This window comes from Carnobacterium maltaromaticum DSM 20342, assembly GCF_000744945.1.
Lineage (GTDB): Bacteria > Bacillota > Bacilli > Lactobacillales > Carnobacteriaceae > Carnobacterium > Carnobacterium maltaromaticum.
Genome location: NZ_JQMX01000001.1, coordinates 120,974 through 140,999 on the forward strand (window position 1 = coordinate 120,974; position 20,026 = coordinate 140,999).

Sequence of the window (20,026 nt, forward strand, 5' to 3'; positions counted from 1 at the left end):
CATACGATTGCTTTTAATTTTTTTGCATATTTAGTAAAAATTAAATCACGACAAAATAGAGTGGCCATGCTAAAATTTAAGTTAATAAGAATTTAGTTGAGTGTGTATTTAACAAGGAATAAAGCAAAATATAATGAAAAATTGAGGAGTTAAAAATTTATGAAAATTGAAGAAAATTGGGCAGATGTTTTTATCTATATCATTGAATTTAAACCATTAAGTAATTTTAGAGAATTAAAAAAAATTACCCGCACAATTGTAATCGAAGAGGAACTATCGATTGAAGAAGTCAAAGAATTATTTTTAAAAAAAGTTTCTGGAATAGATACAATTACTTTTATTGATTTCTTAGATGACGGGTGGCATTTAAAGAAAAAAAGTTGCTCTAAAGAAATGTTATTAACAGAGTAAGCTGATTTTAGTCTGAAATAAACGAGCATTTTTATGTTTTTTTTTTTGAAAATCGTGTACACTATAGGAAATGAAAGCGATTGATTAAAAAATGGATGGAGTGGTTACGATGTTACAACAATATAAACGAATTTTAGTCGCTGTAGATGGATCTGATGAATCGGAAGCAGCTTTTAGAAAAGCTGTCCATGTTGCAAATCGGAACCAGTCAAGTCTATTTTTACTACATGTAATTGATACAATGTCCTTTCAAAGTGTCTCAGGGTATGAAGGTTTAATTACTGAAAATGTCACAGATCAAGTTAAAGAAACGCTAGAAGAATACAAAAAATATGCTGAATTACAAGGGGTTGAAGAGTTTCAGTATTTAATTGAGTATGGTTCCCCTAAAATTTTGATTGCGAAAGATGTTCCAAAAGAATATCAAGTTGATTTGATTATGCTAGGTGCGACTGGTTTAAATGCTGTTGAACGCTTATTTGTGGGATCTGTTTCACGCTATGTTATTCAAAATGCAAGTTGTGATGTATTAGTTGTTCGGACAGATTTAGAAAATCAACCGATTCAATTTTAAAAAATCCGACAGTTAAAAAAAGAACAGATGTCGATTTATATTCTGGCATTTGTTCTTTTTATGTTGAAGAGAAAAAGGTTTTCAGTGGGTTTTATGAATCATCTAGTGTACACTTAACCTATAAAAAGATTTTAGCAAGAATGGAGTGAACTGAAATGAAACAGGAATACAAACATATTTTGGTAGCAATTGATGGTTCGACTGAATCTGAGTTAGCTTTTCAAAAAGCTGTCCAGGTTGCAATCCGTAATGAGGCAACTTTGTTATTAGTTCAGGTTATTGACCCAATTGCTTTTCAAAGTTTTTCAGGCTCAGAGGAATTAATTAATGAACAAGTGATTGTTCAAATTAGTGAGCAAGTTAAAGGGAATATGGAAGATTATCTCAAGACAGCTAAAGAGTTAGGTGTTAAAAATGTAAGTTATACAATTGAGTATGGCTCACCTAAAAGGATCATAGCTAAAGATCTAGCTGAGGAAAAGAAAATTGATTTAATTATGATCGGTGCTACAGGTTTAAATGCATTAGAGCGATTTTTTATGGGATCCGTTTCAAGTTATGTGATTCGTGAGGCCAGTTGTGATGTATTAGTTGTTCGAAAGAATAGTGAAAATAAGGTATAAGTAAAAAAAGTCGTTTTATCCATGTTATGTTACTGGATAAAGCGACTTTTTCTAATGAATTCAGTCTTTTTTTAGTTGATTTCCAACTGCTTTAGCAAGGTATTCAATCGTATAAAGGGCGGGAAGTTGAGAGGTAATATCAGCAGTATTTTTTACTTCTCTCGTAATATAATAAGGAATATTTACATCTGAAAGTTGTGCGACTGTAGATTTTGAGCTGTTTGTAATTGATAAAACGGAACTTTTACTAAAATTAAGATGGCTAATATAATGAATAATCTCGGGAGTTTCACCGTTAACTGATAAAGCTACAATACAAACTTTATCGGATAAGGAAGACGATAAAAAGTCAACAGGGTGATTGGTTGGATCCTCGATATGCAAGGCCATATTGAAAATAGATGAAAAGTAGAGTGCACCATACAAAGCCATTACGTTAGAAGAGCCTTCTCCAATAAATAAAATTAATTCTTTATCTTTAAGTAAATCAACGGCTTCTTTAATTTTACTTTGATAAAAAGGTTCGGTTGTTCGTTGTAAAAAATCAATATAACTCGTTTCATCGCTAATTTTTGAAGACGTTTTAAGTTGTTTTTGTTCTTTTAAATAGAGTTGCAACTTAATTCTAAACTCTGAAAAACCAGTACATTCAAATTGTTTACAAAAACGTAAAATACTAGTAGTACTAGTATGGGTAGCTTCTGCTAATTCGCGGATTTTCATTTTTGTGACAGCCTCAGAATGTTCAGAAATATATTTATATAAAGTTAAATCTAATGAAGTTAGGTCGGGTGTTTTATCAAGAAATAGCATGCTTTTAAGCCTCCAATATAGGGATGAGTATCTCCTTTATTACAATACACTCTTTAAAAGTTGATGTCTAGCTGAATAGATAAATTTAAGGTTGTTTTAAATTGTTTACGTAACGACTCGTTACTTAAATGTAACGAGTTTTTAATGACTAAGATAAGTTCCAATCACTTAGAAAGCCCTTTATTTTTGTTAAAATCAAGGTATACTTAGGGAGAAGTAAAGAACTTAGAGACAATGTCTGGAGGAATTTATAATGAAAAAAGGCTTGAAAATTGTTACAATTGGCGGCGGTTCAAGTTACACCCCTGAATTAGTTGAAGGATTTATCAAACGTTATGAAGAATTGCCATTAACTGAATTGTGGTTAGTTGATGTAGAAGCTGGAGAAGAAAAACAAAATATCGTTGGTGAAATGGCAAAAAGAATGTTTAAAGCAGCTGGGATTGACTGTGAAGTTCACTTAACATTAGATCGTAAGTCAGCTTTAAAAGATGCTGATTTTGTGACAACTCAATTACGGGTTGGTCAACTAGATGCACGTATTTTAGATGAACGAATTCCATTAAGTCATGGCATGATTGGCCAAGAAACGAATGGAGCTGGTGGGATATTTAAAGCACTTAGAACAGTTCCTGTTATTCTTGATATTGTTGAAGATATGAAAGTACTTTGTCCTAATGCTTGGTTAGTCAACTTTGCAAATCCTGCAGGTATGGTTACAGAAGCTGTGTTGCGTTATGGAAAATGGGATAAAGTTGTCGGTTTATGTAATATTCCTGTCAATGCTGAAGTTGAAGAGGCTGAAATTCTAGGGCGCAAACAAGAAGAGTTGTTCTTCCAATTTGCAGGAATTAATCGTTTACATTGGCATACAGTAGTTGATAATCAAGGCAAGGATTTAACGGATGAATTGATTGCAAAAATGTATGGAAAAGATGCAGATGGTAAGAGTATTGTAGCAAATATTAAAGATAATAATTTGATTTTTGAACAAGTAGAGAACTTACACATGGTGCCATGTCCTTACCATATGTATTATTATATGACAGATGAAATGTTGAAAGATGAATTAGAAGATTTTAAAAATAATGGAACACGTGCAGAAAAAGTTAAAGCAATTGAAAAAGAGCTATTTGAACTGTATAAAGATCCTGAATTAGACCACAAACCGCAACAATTGGCAGAACGTGGTGGAGCAAGATATAGTGATGCTGCATGTAACATTATCAATTCTATCTACAATGACAAACGTTTAATTATGACAGTCAGTACTAAAAATAATGGGACTGTTACTGATTTACCAGCTGATTCTGCTGTAGAAGTAACCTGTATGATTACTGGAAATGGTCCTGTTCCGTTCCAATTTGGCGGATTTGCACCAGCAGAACGTGGTTTATTGCAATTAATGAAAGCTATGGAAGAATTAACAATTGAAGCAGCCGTTACTGGAGACTATGGTACACTGTTACAAGCCTTTACAACGAATCCACTTATAACTAGTGGAAACGAAGGCAAACAGGTGATGGATGAATTGTTAGAGGCTCATAAACAATATTTACCACAATTTAACTAAATTTAAGATAGAGGCAACCTGAGAATTAATTCTTAGGTTGCTTTTTTATCATGGTTCTTGCTTGCTTTATCATGGTTCTTGTTGCTTTAGCAACTTAGAAACATGATACACATCCATCAAAGATGGACTGTGATCCTAAAATGTTGGTATACAGAGGTTCTTGTTGCTTTAGCAACTTAGAAACATGATACACATCCATCAAAGATGGACTGTGATCCTAGAATGTTGGTTTACGATAAATACTCAGACTTAAGGCGGATGTCAGATTTCTGATTAAAGAGTAAAATAATAAAAAGAATTTAGCAGTCAGATTCTTTTAGTAGGAGGTACTTAGAATGGCAGTTCAAGCTTTAACTGAGAATAAAGTATTAAGCCTTTTAGATTGGGCATATGGCAAAATAATAGATGGAAGTATGCCAGGCATGACTTCGGCAGAATCATTGGCACAAGATTATTTAACGAAGCATAAAACGGTAAAGAAAAGCGCTCAAGCTTTAATCAGAATGCAAAATGGTAAAAGTATGACAACTGGATTTGTAACAAATTTAGGTGGTTTGCTGACTTTACCAGTCGCTATGCCTGCAAATATATCCGCGGTATTGTTGATTCAATTACAAATGATAGCTGCGCTTGCTGTTATGGGCGGCTATGATTTGAAATCTGATCAAGTTCGGACGTTTGTTTATCTATGTTTAGTCGGTACAAGTATGGCAGAAGTAGTCAAATCAACAGGGATTCGTGTTGGGAATCAAGCGGCTTTGATGGGTATTCAGAAAATTCCATCGGCAGTTTTATTAAAATTGAATCAGAAAATTGGTTTTACTTTAGTAGTAAAATTTGGAGAAAAAGGCGCTGTCAGTTTGGCTAAATTAGTTCCTTTGGCAGGCGGTGTAATTGGTGGAACAATCGATGGTGTTTCAACAAACTTAATTGGAAAAAACGCTATTCGCATGTTTATTCAGGAATAGAGAGGCTAGAATTCGTATAGTAATAAACGAATTCTAGCTTTTTTTGGTTAGCTTATGAGAGTAAACTGTGACTTCAATAAATAAATTGCACATACTTCAACTGTTATATTGCATATTTCTTCCTTTTTTCTAAAATAAATCTGAAATTTAATTATAATAGTATTCTTTTTATTTAAAGTTCTGAAAAATGATAGTAAGATAAATATGATAGATACTTAAGAAAAAGTAAAAAATTTTCGATATACATATTTAATAATTATTGTTTGAATGAAATTTTTATGTTAGAATTAGATTAGGGAACATAAAGTTGTCTCATTTTTTTTTAATCTTATTGTGAATATTTGAGCTTTCTTAAATGATTAAATATAACTTGAGGAGGAATAACAAATGAAGAAAAAAGAATTTGAAAAACCAACTGTTGTAATGAGCGCTAATTGGGGTAAAAATTAATAAAAATAGGATAGCATGCTTTTGCTGCTATCCTTTATTTCTATTTACAGGGGGATTAGATAACGATGAGAAAATATTATGATAGTCCGTGCTTAATCGATATAGCAGTAACAAATCGTTGTAATTTAAAGTGTGACTATTGTTCAGCAGAATCGGGGCCTTTTGCTAGCAAAGAAGGTGAGATGACTGTAGAAGAATTAGATCAATTATTTATGGAGCTACATCATATGAACGTTCATAGGGTAGCTTTAACTGGTGGGGAGCCTTTTGCTCGAAAAGATATGCTCAAAATTATTGAAAATTTTAATAAATATAATTTTTCGAAAGTATTAAATACTAATGGAACATTAATTAATGATAAAGTTGCTCAACAGCTATCTAAACTTAATTTAGACAGAATTTGTGTAACAATAGATAGTTATTCGCCAGAGGGACATGATTGCGTTAGAGGTAGAGGTAGAGGTAGAGGTAGTTTTAAAAAAGCAATAAATGGTATTAAACATTTGCAAAGATATAATTTACCTGTGTCTACATTATTTACATTAAATAAAAACAATGTAAATGATTTAATAAAGACAATTAGATTAAATGATCTATTAGGAATTGAGCATATGTCAGTGATGGTAGTTTGTCCCACTGGAAGAGCATCAGATGCAAGTATTTTAACAGACAAAGAGAATTGGTATCCTGTTTTTCTAGAATTAAGTGAATTAATGAAAAAAAATGAATTTAAGGTGAATTTTAAAATCGTGCCACCAAATGAGAGTGATATTTTTTGGACTCATTATTTTCCGTTAGCACACTATGATCGACTGGACTTATTAAGCGCTTGGGGACAAGATTTAGAAGGTTTTGAAAAACTTTCTAAAAGAGAAGTATCTTGTCAAGCTGGAGTTAAAGCCTGTTCTATATCACATCAAGGAAATGTCTATGGGTGCGACTTGATGAATGGAATCGAGGAATTGATTGCAGGTAATGTTAAAACACAAAAATTCAGTGAAATTTGGAATGATTCTGAGGTGTTTAAAAAATTAAGAGAAATTAGTTTTGAATCACTAACAGGAAAATGCTCTCTCTGTCCTCATGAATGGTGTGGTGGGGGCTGCAGATGCACAGCTTTAGAGCTAGATGGTTCACTTTATGGATCAGATTTAACTTGTTTTTGGAATGAGAGTGAGGTATCTATAAGTGGATAAAAAATTATTTTATATAGAAGGTAAAAAAAGATTAACTTTGTTAAGGGAGCAAAATTTTTATATTTGTTTTGATCCGATAAAATTAGAATACTTCCATATTAATGTAACAGGTGCATATATTCTATATTTAGTTTCAAAAAAATGTAAGTTAGATACTATTGTTAATATATTTATTGACGAATATAAAATTGAAAAAAATGAATGCCGTGAAATTGTTTTATCGTTTTTAGATAATTTCCCACTTAAAAATATTATCTATCATAACTTAATTGACAATGATATATATTTAGAATTACCTCCATTCAAATAAATACTTTTTTATTAGCGCTCAATTACTAGTAGTATGATATGAGAGGAAAATTATGAATAAAAATATAGCGAAAGAACTTAATCATTTTTCATTACCGTTAGTTGCTAATAACTTTTTTTCAATTGTAATTAGTTCATTATTAGCTGCAATTATTGGTCGGATTTCCATTAATGCTATTGCAGCAACAGAAGTTGTGAATACGTTTATTTATTCACTGATTGGAATTTTGGGCGTTGGTAGTCTATCTTTTAATATTTATTCTTCTAGAATTCGATTATCTAATCCTGAAATGTTTAAGAATTTTTTTAAGTCCATTATTCAATTGAATTTATTGATTGGAGGCATTTCAACAGTAGTTATTATCTTTTTCAGCCATTCCTTTCTAGAAATTCTTTATGGTTTTCAAAATGAAGTATTAGCAATCGCTGTATTTTACGCACAAATCTCAGCGTTTCAAATCTTGTTTAATATGATTATTTTTTCACTATCAAATCAAATGAAAGTAAAGAAACAAACCAAAAATATTTTAATGATTGGTGCTATGGGTTCAATATTTCAAATTTTAAGCTCCTTGTTTCTAGTTTATTTTGTTTTTAATAATAATGAATATAGTGTTGTTGGAATTGCTTTAGCAAATTCATGTACGCAATTTTTTGAAATTTGTTGTTATTTCTTTATTTTACGCAAAGACTTGAATGCACTACGTACGATAAAAAGTTCTAAAAAATTATTTTTATTAAAAAAAAGTATTCCATTGTTTGCTCAGGAAATACTTGAAGGGTCAATTTTTAATGTTGGAGTAACAGCATTATTAGCAAGATTAGGAATTGTTAGTTTTTCAGCTTATAGTGTTTGTCGTAGAATAGTTGATCTATGTTTGACCCCTATGTTTATGTATTGTAGTGGGGTCGTTGTTCTAACAGGAGAGTATATGGCCGAAAAAAATAAAAAAAAGTTGCTAAACCTTCCAATAATAGCTTTACTAATAATTTTATTTTTCTATACCATAATCGCAACAGTCTTATATGTAATACGTCCACTTTCAATAGCGTTTTTTACAAATAAGCCTGAGGTAATCGAAACAGCAAGTTCCATTTTGCTAATCGTTTTATTTACATCTTTGGCTCAACCATTCTTTGAAGTAGCAAAATTCAATTTACAAGCTGTTGGGAAAGAAAAATTAGCATTGGCAATTACAGGAGTCGTTAATTTGTTTGTTTTTGGTGTATTAATTTATTTAAAACAAGCAAACGGATTGAATTTGATTATAATTCTTCTTATGTTAGCATGTAATTATTTAGTTTTGTACATTTTATTTACCATTTTCTATAGATTAGAAATTAAAAAGATTGTTGATGATAAATGACTTGGGATAAAATGATATTAAAGTAACAATCAATTTTGAGTTACTTTAATATCTAAAACGATGATTTATGAGACAATTAAAAAGTCTCATTTTCAAATTTTACAAAGTCTATTTTCTCAGATTGAGCGTATTCTTAAAATAAATAAACTAAGCTTAATTACGACAGATGTTGTAGAGGCAGCTCGTGACAGTTTAGTCTTAGGAATTAAATGAAAAATTTCCAACTTAGGTAATCTAGGATGGAAATCTATTTTAATAACGCAATATAACGATTGAAAAATGTGCGATTTATCTTTTAAAATGACAGAGTAAACGTTTAAGACAGAAAAAATTGAGTTGAAAAGTGTCCAAAACTAAAGCGGATAGCCTGTTGTTTTTCACCAAATAAGCGACCTTCTGCTACAAAAATTCCTTCATTTAACAAGTCTTGAAGCAACTGAGAAAATTGCGCAGTTGAATAGTAAGGAAAATAGGTATAAAGATGGTATCCACCTTTAGCAGGTTGAAAACGAATTTCCTCCCCGAAGCGTCCCATCAGCCATTCTTCTAAATCATGAGCACGCGTTTTAAGCGTTTGTTTTAAGTGTTCTTGTTGAGTAGGTTGGTCATTTTTTAAAAAGCTGTCGGCTAAAAGTTGTGGCAGTATGCTTAAGCCAGAATCAATTTGACTTCTAATTTTTGCTAATTGCTTTAGAATCGTGCTAGGTCCAACCATCCAACCAATCCGAATATCTTGCCCGACTAATTTTGATAAGGAACCAACATATAAGACTTGTTGGTCTTGATCGATTTTTTTGATTGGACTTGTATCAACAGTGGGTGAAAAAGCTAACCCACCATAGGCATCATCTTCAATAATTAAAATACGTTTTAATTTACAATAATCCAACAACTTTTTTTTGCGTTCGTAACTCATAACTGAGCCGGTTGGGTTTTGAAAAATAGGATTTAAGAAAATCATTTTAAGTGGAAAGTTTAAGTTTAATTCTTCTAAACGATTTAAAAGAAGACCGTCATTATCAATTGGCAGTGGAATAAGCCGAACGCCAGCTGCTTGAAAGAGTTTTAATGAATAAAAATAAGAAGGGGCTTCGATCCCCACTGTATCGCCAGGTTTTAGTAATCCTTGTGTAATTAAAAATAAAGCTTGTTGCGTTCCAGATGTGACTAAAATTTCAGACAAAGGAACTGTTAAATGATAGGTTTTTTTTAAGTAACTTTGGATGCTTTTTCTAAGAGAAGTTAAGCCTAACTCATTTGAATAAAGCTCTTTTTCTTCTTGAATAAGCTGACTCCAAGAAAGTTCAGGTGTTTTCAAGGCCGGTAATAAATCTGTTGGTAGATCGCCATTGCCTAAATCTAGATAAGAACTAGAAATTTGTGTTTGCTTTATCTGTTCTACTTGCTTTTGATAAAAAGAGCTTTCCATATCTCCTAGCGGACTAACAGTTGCTTGCCAATTAATGATAGGTTGTGTTTTTAAGCCCCATTTTTCAGCATTTATATAGGTTCCACTGCCTTTTTTTCGAATGAGAATGCCTCGATCACTTAATTCATCAAATGCTCGAATAACTGTGGAACGGTTTACTTGTAAGAGTTGAGCCAATTTTCTTTCAGAAGGCAACAGGCTTCCTGCTACTAACTCTCCATTTTTAATCCCATCCTGAATTAAGAGCATGATTTTTTGATAAAGAGGAATTTTTTTAGATTGATAAAGACTTAAGTCCCACATAGAATCACCCGCCTATTTCTAATTTTAGGATAAGTATAGCATAAAATTAGAATTGGATGGGTAAAAAACAATCCAATTGGGTGTAGAGGTTTATAAAAGAATTGCTTATGATAAAAGGAAGATTAAAGGAGGCTGTATATGATGGAAGAAAAAGTTATTGGAAGTCAACTAGTTAAAAGAGGGATGGCGCAAATGCAAAAAGGTGGCGTAATAATGGATGTCATCAACGCCGAGCAAGCAAAAATTGCTGAGGCAGCAGGAGCTGTAGCTGTCATGGCATTAGAAAGAGTTCCATCAGATATTCGTGCAGCAGGTGGAGTAGCTCGAATGGCAGATCCAACTATTGTTGAAGAGGTGATGGCAGCTGTAAGTATTCCAGTAATGGCTAAAGCGAGAATTGGACATATTGCCGAGGCTCGGATTTTAGAAGCTATGGGAGTGGATTACATTGATGAAAGTGAAGTATTAACTCCAGCGGATGAAGAGTTTCATTTACTAAAATCTAGTTATACGGTTCCTTTTGTTTGCGGGTGTCGTGATTTAGGAGAGGCATTGCGTCGCATTGGGGAAGGTGCGTCAATGGTTCGTACAAAAGGAGAACCTGGAACTGGAAATATTGTCGAAGCTGTTAGACATATGCGCAAAGTCAATCAACAAATTCGTAGTTTAAGTGGCAAAAATGAAGATGAATTAATGACCTTCGCTAAAGACATTGGTGCTCCATATGAATTGATTAAAGAAGTGAAACAATTAGGCAAGTTACCAGTAGTTAATTTTGCAGCTGGAGGTGTTGCTACGCCAGCAGATGCAGCATTAATGATGAGTCTAGGTGCAGATGGTATTTTTGTGGGGTCGGGTATTTTTAAAGCGGAGCACCCAGAAAAATTTGCGCGAGCTATTGTTGAAGCAACAACTCACTTTGAAGATTATGCATTATTAGCTGAGTTATCTAAAGGATTGGGAACACCTATGAAAGGGATTGATATCAGCCAAATTCCAGCAACGGAAAGAATGCAAGAAAGAGGTTGGTAAAATTGTTGAAAATTGGCATACTTGCATTTCAAGGAGCGATAACAGAGCATCAAAAAATGTTAGAGCAGTTGGGTGTAGAAGTTGTTCTTGTAAAAAAGCCAACTGACTTATATGATTTAGTGGGATTAATTATTCCAGGTGGGGAATCAACAGCGATTGGACGGTTACTAAGATCAAACCAAATGATTGAACCGATTAAACAATTTTCTAAAGAAGGAAAGTATATTTTTGGCACTTGTGCAGGATTAATATTGTGTGGCAAGAAGACTGAACAAACTCAATTCGATGAAGTTCGCTTAGGAATAATAGATATTGAGGCAGAGCGGAATGGATTTGGTCGTCAAAAAGATAGTTTTGAAACTCAAGTTTGGATGGAAAAAATAAAAACAGATATACCAGCTGTTTTTATTAGAGCACCTTATATTCGTTCAATGGGGGATAGTGTCACTGTTCTAGCAAGTTTCGAAGGGACTGTGGTTGCTGCTGAAAGCAAAACGGTTTTGGTTACTAGTTTTCATCCTGAATTAACGGATAATCTCCAAGTTATGAATTATTTTATAGAGAAGATACAATCGAACTAAATTAAGAATAGGGATCAAAATAATCCCTATTCTGATACATACATCACTTTTAAATTTAGACCTTGATTTAGCGGCTAAATTTGTTTTTTGCTTCGTAGTAAAATACAATAGAAATTGGTAGATTTAAATTGGCTGTTTTAGCTATTGGAGGAGAATATGAAAAATAAAAGTATTCAATTAGTAATAATTATTAGTTTAACCATAGGTTTAGCCTACTTTCTTAGCTCGTGGTCTCAGCAACTATTCTTTTTAATTAGTTTTGGAATTGAGTTGCTAGGTGTTTTTATAGGTCTGCGCTTGTTACTAGTAGACCAAAGAAGTACAAATTCTAAAGTAGCTTGGATTGCCATTATTTTTGTTATTCCTGTTTTTGGAGTGATTAGTTATCTATTTTTTGGTAGAAATCCACAAAATAGGATTTTTTCTACGAATCAAAATGTAGAACGTGCAAAATTGATTGAAAGAATTCATCAGGTATCTTGTGAATCTGAACCGAATGAAACGCCAAAATTATCTCAGCGGATTGAAGCTTTAACTGGCATTCATGCGATGAGAGGCAATCGTCTAACTTTGTTAACAGACGGTCAGGAAACATTTTCAGCGATACTAGAGGCTTTGCAAGGGGCTAAAGACCATATTCATATTCAATATTACATTTTTAAACAAGACACTATTTCCACTGAAATTCGGGATATCTTAGTTGAAAAAGCTAAGGAGGGTGTAACCGTTCGTTTTTTATATGATGGGTTTGGTTCGAAGAAGCTAACCAAAGAATTTTTAGCTCCGTTAGTCGAGGCTGGGGTTCATTTATACGCATATGATCCTATTTATTCAATTTGGTTTGCTCGAACTGCTAATTTGAGAAATCATCGCAAAATAATTGTGGTTGATGGCGACATTGGTTTTACTGGTGGTTTAAATGTAGGCGATGAATATTTAGGTATTACCCAACGATTTCGCTTTTGGCGTGATACGCATTTGAAAATGGAAGGAAAAGGTGTACTGGAGCTTCAAGAAGCGTTCTTATATGATTGGGTTTATATGGAGAATCGAGAAAATGCAGCCTCTGAGTTTATAAGTGATGAAGGAGTTAAGCGTTATTTGAAATCAGACTCTGTTGGAAATGAGTGGATTCAAGTGGTTTATGGTGGTCCATATGATAAAGAAAAATTAATTCGTGATGCTTTGCTAGATTTAATTGACTCTGCAGATGAATCTGTATGGATTATGTCCCCATATTTAGTTCCCGATGAAGAATCATTGGCTGTTTTACGACGTGTGGCAATGAGTGGGATTAATGTAAAATTATTGATTCCAGGAAAAGCAGATATGTCTTTATCGTTTCATGGCAGTAACGCCTATATAAAAACCTTAACCGAAGCTGGTGCAGAGGTTTATAGTTATAGAAATGATTCATTTATTCATGGAAAACTATTGATTATCGATGGAAAACGAGCTGCAATTGGAACGGCGAATTTTGATGTTCGTAGTTTCCGCTTAAATCATGAATTAATGGTTTTTGTTTATGAGCCGTCTGAAGCCATTAATAAAATGAAAATGGATTTTGAAAATGATTTGAAAGAAAGTCAGCTAAATACAGTAGAAAGCTTAAATAATAAATCAAGAAGCCAAAAAATAAAAGAAACACTGGCTAGTTTATTTACGCCGATATTATAAGAAAAAGCCGCGGATGTAATGAAATCCGTGGCTTTTTCTTATGCATGGTCAATTAACTTTTTCAAATGGTTGGTTAAACGATCCCAGTCACCTCTGGATGGTGTAGATGACCAAAGAAAGCAATTCAATGAATTCAGAGATTGAGTAGTCATTACATCTGTTAAAATTAAATCAATAGTAGCAGTATCCTCAAAGGAAGAAACAATTTCAATGTTAAAATTATAATAATCAATGAGATCTCGTTTGAGTTTACTTTCATAATGGCGTCCATTGTTTGATATAATCTGAATACGGATTTTTTTCTCATAGTAGTTGCGATCTAAATAAGGCATTAGATGTGGAGCATACGAGGATAACAGAAATTCTTTTTGTTGAAAGATATTCTTTAATTCATAGTCATCTTTAATCGTATCGAAAAAATCATCATAAAGTTTGCCAAGAGTGTCCTTGGCTTCTTGACTAGCAGGGATGATAGTACGAGAAATATGGTGAGTTGGTAAACCAATAAAAAAATAGGCATGTGTATGGATACTTGTCAGGTTAAATTGTAAAGTTGGATCTTGAAAATCAAAATCAATCGTTTTAACATTTTGATTAAAAGCATTTAGAAAAGCTTTTGTAGCTTGATAATAAATCGGATTTTGGACTTCATAGTTCATTAGTAATTTTTTTATTATTTGGGTTGGTTGAGTAGCGGTTGGGATAATAGCCATCAAACTGAAAAGATGCTCAATTTCTCGTTCAAGCTGTTGTGGCGTTAATTTTAAGTTGGCAAGCATTTTTTTATAAAGTGGAATCAGTTGATTATCAAAAGGTGCCAAAGCAGTTAAATTTTGGAAATGGATTTCTTCTTGAATTAAAAACCCTCTACTAATTCTGGAACGAGCAATAGCAATTCCATACGCAATCTGTTCTCGTTCAATTTGGTTGAATGGATGTTCAAAAAGTGTTTCAATTTCGAGAATCAATCCTAGTAATTCTTCTCGATTTGTTTCACTAAAAGGCCAGTCAATTCCTGAATATGAATTCCAAAAAAAGCATTGGGCATAGTAACGAATTTGTGTTTCCAAACCGTTTAAGGTAGGTGGATTGGCTGAGATTGAAAGGTCATAAAACATTAATTCTTTTTTTAATAAATTGACTTCCTTATTCATTAGGGAATAGCTAATAAATTGCTTTTTTGCAAAGTGAGTAAAACTGACAATATCACCTAAAAAGAGATGATAAAAAAGTGAAAAACTAACCGATGTTTGCAAATAGTGAATTTTTATTTTTTGGCTATTAAAGTGAGGTTCTTTAGTTAAATAATAGCCTTTACTTGAACTTTCAAGCGAAATTTCTGGAGTCCAAAGAAGAAGTTCATTCTTTAAATTTCTTATATCTGCTTGAACTGTTTTTTTTGAACAATTTAAGTAAGCAGCAACTTCATTTAATGACCAGTAACGATCTTCAGACAATAGTAATTGGACTAATTTTATTTTTCGTTTTGTATATTTATCTAGGAAGTCGTACATATTTTTCTCCAATCTTTGATTCTTTTTAACTACATTAGATTATATAAAACATTTGTTAGTAAAAGCAACCTATTTTTCTTTTTTATCGTTTAAATAAGGAAAAGTGAATAATAAGTGTATTTTTAGATTGCGAGATTTCTGATTAGGAGCACTATTAGAATGAAGAGATGATTGTTGTTCCAATTAATGTGCAACAAGTGATTTACGCTAAAGTTTTTGAGCTGCTCGAGTAGAGCTTTACGTTAAAAAAACAAGCAATGATGGACTAGTATAGTCACTATCAAGGCTTGTTTTTTAGTTCGGAGCACATCTCAAAATATGCGGGATTTTCTTTTTTTTAATTCTTTGTTGGATAGCTAACTCAAAGGCAACTTGTCCTAGTAATTCTAATTGATGGTCCATTGAAGAGAGCTCTAAAACTTTTCCAACTGGTAGGTATTCTTCACCAATCAGAACTAAATCGTTTGGAATACGTAAGCCTTTTTCTATAGCAACATGGTAAATACCTGCTGCAATTTCATCCCCGTTAGCATAAATAGCAGTCGGTGGATTTGCTTGATTTAAAAAATATTCTCCTGCCCGTAAACCATCCTCATAAGTAAAACAATTTGTTCGATAGTTTTTTTCTAATGGTGGAGCAAAAACCTGTTCGTAGGCTACTAAGACGGATTTTGTACTGTTACTTTTTTCAGCTGATCGAACGCTAGTAAAGGCGACATTCGTATGGCCACGTTTTTTTAAATAGTGAAAGACTTCCAAATAAGACCTGAGTCGATCAGTATAAGCTGCTGAAATAGTCTGTAAAGGTGTTTCTTCACATGTAACAATTGAGCCATATTTTGCATAGTCATTTAATACATCCCAAGAGTTGGCTTTAGATGTAATAATAATTCCATCTACTCGTTTATTTTTTAAAAGATTTAAGTGTTTGATTTCTTCATCTTTACTATAATTTGTTGGCAAAAGCATCAAGTTATATTTATGCTTAATCGCAGTAGTTAAGATTCCTTGAATAATTTTATCAAATCCAGGATTATTGGCATAGGGGAGGATAATACCAATGGTTTTTGTTTTTCCTATACTAAGATTGACGGCATTTTGGTTAACAGTGTAGTCTAATTCTTTGATTATTTTTTGAATATGGGCTCTTTTTTCAGCCGATACATAAGGATGGTCGTTTAAAACACGAGAAACGGTACTAACTGAAAAACCAGATAGGCGCGCAATATCTCGGATGCTAGTCATAAAATGAATCCTCCTGCCTAAATTAAAGGTTTGTATTATTTATTTCGTCTAATTTACTTTAGGAATCTGTCGAAGCCAGTTTTACTAGTTAATCAGCCAAGGGCAATTTAAAATAGTGTTTATCTAATTCCATTCTGACTGTTTTGTTTGGATCAACAATTTGGCAAATGCGCAAATCACCTGCTAGACTCAATAATAAAATCGCATCAGCTGAAGAAAGTTGACTCTTTTCTTGAAGTAAGGAAACCATTTTTTTGTGGCATCAACAGAAGCTTCATCTAATGTAGGGAAACTAGAAATTGTCATTATTTTTTCTGAATTTACTAATAGTGGTGTAGGTAAAGAGCTGTTTTTCAAAATGTGCACTTCAATTGTTACAAGACTTGCAACTTCTGCTCCACAAACGGCAACTTCTCCATCGCCCATTGCGGCGTGAACATCTCCAAGGGCTAATAGAGCACCTTTGGTATGAACTGGTAAGTATAAATCTGCACCTTCAGTAATTTCTTTACAATCCATGTTGCCACCATGAGCATCTGGTGTGCCGCAAGAAATAGCTTCATCTTTAGGAGCTGTTCCAATAACGCCAATCATTTTGTTTACTTTTACCTTTAATGTAGAAGTTAATTGAACAAAATCATTTTTTATGGGACATTTTTTTATCGTAGTCTGAGTTAATTCAGAACCTAAAACCCCCATATCTGGTCCGGTTATCATTGTCGCCATAGAATCTAACTCGATTTTTTTAATTTTGACTTTCAATACATCTCCTGGTTCAGCGCCTTTCACAAATATTGGACCAGTTGCTGGGTTGATTTGGTCCCAGTTTAACCCAGAAAAAGCGTAATTAGCTGAATCAATTTGATCAGTAAAGCAGTCTGCAGTTTCAACTTGAATAGTTGCTCCGTTTTCCACGATTAATGCAGGTGGATGCTCCTTAGAAAAATTATAAATAACCTGTTGCTTATTTAATCTGATTGCCATCATCTATTCCCCCTTGATTTTAAATCATTTTACCATAAAAATTAAGCGTTTACTATTTCGAGTCAGTAATATTTGTCGTAGAGATGACACTGAAATAACAAATTGTTACAATAGGAATTATGTTATACTTTGATTAAAGACAAAATGTTATGGAAACAGATTCAAAGGGGGATTTTATGAAGAAAAGAATAACACTTGGCGTAATCACGACTTTATTGGCGTTTAATCCGATGGCTTTAGGCTCAATAGTTCAAGCGGAATCGGTGGATGAAATCAATAAAAAAGCCAAAGAAATAGATGAAAAAAATAATGAAGTAACCAATAAAATTACCGAGTCAACCAACTCTTTAGAAAATTTAACCACAGAAAAAAAAGCATTAGAAACAGATGTAACAAACTTGCAAAAACAAATTGATGAAATTATCATCAAGCTTCAAAAACAAGAAGAAACCTTGCTTAAAACGGAAGAAAAAATTAAGGTTTTGAAAAAAGAAATAAAAATACTAGAAGAACGAATTGAAAAAAGAACGGATAAGTTAGACAATCAAGCGCGATATGTTCAAACAAATGGTGATGCAGCTAATTTAGCTTCTGTCGTTTTAACAGCAGAGAGTTTTCCAGATTTAATTGGCCGTGTCTCAGCCGTGACTACATTAGTTTCAGCAAATAAAGCCATTGTTTCCGAGCAAGAAAGAGATCAACAAGAGTTAGAAGTACTTGAAGAAAATGCACAATCTGAAAAAGTAACAGCCACTGCTATGAAAAATGAAATCGAATTGTCTAAAAATAATCTTTTTGCTCAAAAGTCTGAAATAGATGATAAAATTGTCCAAATTGCGACAAAGTATCAATTAACAGAAAATGAAAAGACTGATTTGATTAATGAAAAAGTTGTATTAGCTAGTCAAGCCAGTCAGTTAAGCAATAAACTACAAGCAGAAGAGGCAAGAATAGTAGCCGAGCAACAAGCTAAAATTGCTGCAGATCTACAAGCAGAGGCTATGAATTTAGCGGCGCAACAGCAGCAGACAAACACTCAGTCAACTCCAACTCCTAACGTAAATGGAACAGGTTTTATAGTTCCGGCGAATGGACCTGTAACTTCACCATTTGGATATCGTAGTGATCCATTTACTGGCGCAACTACCTTTCATAAAGGCATTGATATTGCTGGTGGTGGAGCAATCGTTGCGTCAAAAGCTGGAGTTGTTGAATATTCTAACTATAATAATGGTGGCTATGGATATTTAGTCATTATTGACCATGGGGTAATTAACGGTATTAATTACAAAACTTATTATGCTCATATGGCTGCAGGGAGCTTAACTAAAGTACCTGGACAAACGGTCAATCAAGGCGAGCAAATTGGCGTTATGGGAACAACTGGTTCGTCAACAGGAATTCATTTACATTTTGAAATTCGTGAGAACAATAATCCTGTCAACCCTGGTCCGTTTATCGGATTGTAAAACGGCTCGATTCTTGTTAGTATAGAAGATAGAAACTAGCATAGAAAAGAGTGAGAGCAAGAATGGAAACAATTCTTTCAACTAAAAATGAACGAGTAAAAAATTGGAAAAAACTACAGACTAAAAAAGGTCGCGAACAAGCAGGAGCCTATTTAATTGAAGGAATTCATTTAATTGATGAAGCAATTAAAAATCAAGCTTCTATTAGCGAGTTGATTATAAGTGAAGACAAACAACTAAATTTAGATATTGACTACCCAGTTGAAAAACAAATTTTAGTTTCTGCAGAAATATCAAAGCAATTAAGTGAGACAGAGACTTCTCAAGGTGTTTTTGCAGTGCTTCAAATGCTAGTACCTGAAAATGACCCCGATTTAACCAAGCCTTTGCTATTTTTAGATAACGTTCAGGACCCAGGGAATGTTGGAACAATGATTCGTACAGCCGATGCAGCAGGATTTGGCGGAGTTGTTTTAGGAAAAGGATCAGTTGATTTATATAATAGTAAAGTCATTCGTTCGATGCAAGGGAGCCATTTCCATTTACCAATCTATCAAGGGGACCTGCAAGAATGGTTTGATTTAATGAAAGCTACTAAAATTCCCGTTTATGGGACTGAACTAAATGAAACTGCTGCGTGTTATTTAACGATTCCTAGAGCAAAACAATTTGCTCTCGTCATGGGAAATGAAGGCAATGGATTAAGTGAGGACTTTTTAAAACAAACAACAAAAAATCTCTATATTCCAATAGTAGGTCAAGCTGAATCCTTAAATGTTGCTGTAGCAGCCGGCATTTTGATGTTTGCTTTGACAGAAGGTTACTAAGCTAATTATTAAGGATTGTTTAAAGTTCGTAAATTTAGGTTATATGCCTTCTAAAACGGAATGATTAAGTGTAAAATAGTAGATATCTAAAATGATTGAACTCTAATGAAAAGGAAGGCGTTGCATGAGCGAAGCAAAATGGAAGACAGATACTGAATATCTTGGATACATTGAAGATTTAATTCATCGAGAAGAGGTACAAAAGCTTGCTGAATATACTCAGCATCACTTTACGACAAGGTTAGAGCATTCAATTAGTGTTTCTTATCGTAGTTACCGAATTGCCAAGAAATTTGGTTGGAATGCACGTTCAACAGCTCGTGCTGGTTTGCTACATGATTTATTTTACTATGACTGGAGAGATACAAAATTTGATGAAGGCACTCATGCTTTTGTCCATCCACGAATAGCTTGTGAAAATGCAGAAAAACTAACACCTTTAACTGACTTAGAACGCGATATTATCGTGAAACATATGTGGTTGGCTACGATTGCTCCACCTCGTTATAAAGAAAGCTATGTTGTCACTTTTGTTGATAAATATTGTGCTTGTGCTGAAGTTTTTAGCCCTTTGATGGGGAAAGCTAGAACAAGTGTAAAACAAAAATGGTCCAAGCTAAAATTATCTGTCCAATCTTAAAAAAAAGACTGTTGATTCATCAATTTGATGGATCAACAGTC

At 33.2% G+C, this 20,026-nt stretch carries 20 protein-coding genes; 15 read left to right on the top strand and 5 right to left on the bottom strand.

The window, feature by feature from the left end; translation table 11 throughout:
- Nucleotides 1-159 precede the first annotated feature (159 nt).
- From BR77_RS00575 to BR77_RS00585, 3 genes are all read left to right on the top strand, one after another.
- The gene (locus BR77_RS00575) at nt 160-411 is read left to right on the top strand and encodes a hypothetical protein (protein ID WP_016356518.1); all 252 of its coding nucleotides are present in this window, start codon (nt 160-162) and stop codon (nt 409-411) included.
- Between the two features lie 109 nt (nt 412-520).
- Nucleotides 521-985, top strand: coding sequence for a universal stress protein (locus BR77_RS00580; protein WP_010050794.1), 465 nt, complete (start codon nt 521-523; stop codon nt 983-985).
- Between the two features lie 155 nt (nt 986-1,140).
- On the top strand, nt 1,141-1,608 hold the full coding sequence (locus BR77_RS00585; RefSeq protein ID WP_015076855.1) for a universal stress protein: 468 nt from the start codon (nt 1,141-1,143) through the stop codon (nt 1,606-1,608).
- Nucleotides 1,609-1,668: 60 nt separating this feature from the next.
- On the opposite strand, the gene BR77_RS00590 is transcribed toward BR77_RS00585, so the two are convergent.
- Nucleotides 1,669-2,421: a MurR/RpiR family transcriptional regulator gene (locus tag BR77_RS00590; protein ID WP_010050799.1), complete on the bottom strand. Its 753-nt coding sequence runs from the start codon at nt 2,419-2,421 to the stop codon at nt 1,669-1,671.
- A gap of 253 nt (nt 2,422-2,674) precedes the next feature.
- On the opposite strand from BR77_RS00590, the gene BR77_RS00595 reads away from it, so the two are divergent.
- From BR77_RS00595 to BR77_RS18930, 6 genes are all read left to right on the top strand, one after another.
- Nucleotides 2,675-3,994, top strand: a complete 1,320-nt coding sequence (locus BR77_RS00595; protein ID WP_035063724.1) for a 6-phospho-beta-glucosidase — start codon at nt 2,675-2,677, stop codon at nt 3,992-3,994.
- Between the two features lie 335 nt (nt 3,995-4,329).
- Nucleotides 4,330-4,962 (top strand): EcsC family protein, encoded by a 633-nt coding sequence (locus tag BR77_RS00600; RefSeq protein ID WP_035063725.1) that lies wholly within the window; start codon nt 4,330-4,332, stop codon nt 4,960-4,962.
- Nucleotides 4,963-5,477: 515 nt separating this feature from the next.
- Entirely contained in the window at nt 5,478-6,608 is a 1,131-nt protein-coding gene (wgkB, locus tag BR77_RS00605) for a radical SAM/SPASM peptide maturase WgkB (RefSeq protein ID WP_016356517.1), read from the top strand.
- Complete coding sequence (wgkC, locus tag BR77_RS00610; protein WP_035063726.1) at nt 6,601-6,918, top strand: PqqD family peptide maturation chaperone WgkC; 318 nt, start codon at nt 6,601-6,603, stop codon at nt 6,916-6,918. The genes wgkB and wgkC overlap by 8 nt, the downstream gene beginning before the upstream one ends.
- A 52-nt stretch (nt 6,919-6,970) precedes the next feature.
- The gene (gene wgkD, locus BR77_RS00615) at nt 6,971-8,284 is read left to right on the top strand and encodes a tryglysin-associated MATE efflux transporter WgkD (RefSeq protein WP_016356516.1); all 1,314 of its coding nucleotides are present in this window, start codon (nt 6,971-6,973) and stop codon (nt 8,282-8,284) included.
- A 60-nt stretch (nt 8,285-8,344) separates the two neighbouring features.
- The gene (locus BR77_RS18930; RefSeq protein ID WP_015076847.1) at nt 8,345-8,497 is read left to right on the top strand and encodes a hypothetical protein; all 153 of its coding nucleotides are present in this window, start codon (nt 8,345-8,347) and stop codon (nt 8,495-8,497) included.
- 103 nt (nt 8,498-8,600) lie between these two features.
- On the opposite strand, the gene BR77_RS00620 is transcribed toward BR77_RS18930, so the two are convergent.
- The gene (locus BR77_RS00620) at nt 8,601-10,016 is read right to left on the bottom strand and encodes an aminotransferase-like domain-containing protein (RefSeq protein ID WP_035063727.1); all 1,416 of its coding nucleotides are present in this window, start codon (nt 10,014-10,016) and stop codon (nt 8,601-8,603) included.
- A gap of 141 nt (nt 10,017-10,157) precedes the next feature.
- Here BR77_RS00620 and pdxS point away from each other — a divergent pair, with 141 nt between their 5' ends.
- The 3 genes from pdxS to cls all read left to right on the top strand — a co-directional run bounded on the left by pdxS (nt 10,158) and on the right by cls (nt 13,306).
- A complete protein-coding gene (pdxS, locus tag BR77_RS00625; protein WP_016356514.1) occupies nt 10,158-11,048 on the top strand; it encodes a pyridoxal 5'-phosphate synthase lyase subunit PdxS in 891 nt (296 codons plus the stop codon).
- Between the two features lie 5 nt (nt 11,049-11,053).
- Nucleotides 11,054-11,629: a pyridoxal 5'-phosphate synthase glutaminase subunit PdxT gene (pdxT, locus tag BR77_RS00630; RefSeq protein ID WP_197537123.1), complete on the top strand. Its 576-nt coding sequence runs from the start codon at nt 11,054-11,056 to the stop codon at nt 11,627-11,629.
- 156 nt (nt 11,630-11,785) lie between these two features.
- Entirely contained in the window at nt 11,786-13,306 is a 1,521-nt protein-coding gene (cls, locus tag BR77_RS00635; protein ID WP_015076842.1) for a cardiolipin synthase, read from the top strand.
- Nucleotides 13,307-13,344: 38 nt separating this feature from the next.
- On the opposite strand, the gene BR77_RS00640 is transcribed toward cls, so the two are convergent.
- The 3 genes from BR77_RS00640 to BR77_RS00650 form a co-directional block, all read right to left on the bottom strand.
- On the bottom strand, nt 13,345-14,820 hold the full coding sequence (locus tag BR77_RS00640; RefSeq protein ID WP_015076841.1) for an AcpB/EbpR/MafR family transcriptional regulator: 1,476 nt from the start codon (nt 14,818-14,820) through the stop codon (nt 13,345-13,347).
- 294 nt (nt 14,821-15,114) lie between these two features.
- Nucleotides 15,115-16,065: a LacI family DNA-binding transcriptional regulator gene (locus tag BR77_RS00645; protein WP_035063728.1), complete on the bottom strand. Its 951-nt coding sequence runs from the start codon at nt 16,063-16,065 to the stop codon at nt 15,115-15,117.
- Between the two features lie 189 nt (nt 16,066-16,254).
- On the bottom strand, nt 16,255-17,049 hold the full coding sequence (locus BR77_RS00650) for an acetamidase/formamidase family protein (RefSeq protein ID WP_201784007.1): 795 nt from the start codon (nt 17,047-17,049) through the stop codon (nt 16,255-16,257).
- A gap of 176 nt (nt 17,050-17,225) precedes the next feature.
- Here BR77_RS00650 and BR77_RS00655 point away from each other — a divergent pair, with 176 nt between their 5' ends.
- The 3 genes from BR77_RS00655 (at nt 17,226) to BR77_RS00665 (ending at nt 19,985) form a co-directional block, all read left to right on the top strand.
- Nucleotides 17,226-18,518, top strand: coding sequence for a murein hydrolase activator EnvC family protein (locus tag BR77_RS00655; RefSeq protein WP_015076839.1), 1,293 nt, complete (start codon nt 17,226-17,228; stop codon nt 18,516-18,518).
- 62 nt (nt 18,519-18,580) lie between these two features.
- Nucleotides 18,581-19,345 carry a TrmH family RNA methyltransferase gene (locus BR77_RS00660; protein ID WP_015076838.1) on the top strand — a complete coding sequence of 255 codons (765 nt, stop codon included), beginning with the start codon at nt 18,581-18,583 and terminating at the stop codon, nt 19,343-19,345.
- 124 nt (nt 19,346-19,469) lie between these two features.
- A complete protein-coding gene (locus BR77_RS00665) occupies nt 19,470-19,985 on the top strand; it encodes an HD domain-containing protein (RefSeq protein WP_010050820.1) in 516 nt (171 codons plus the stop codon).
- The last annotated feature ends 41 nt before the right edge of the window (nt 19,986-20,026 follow it).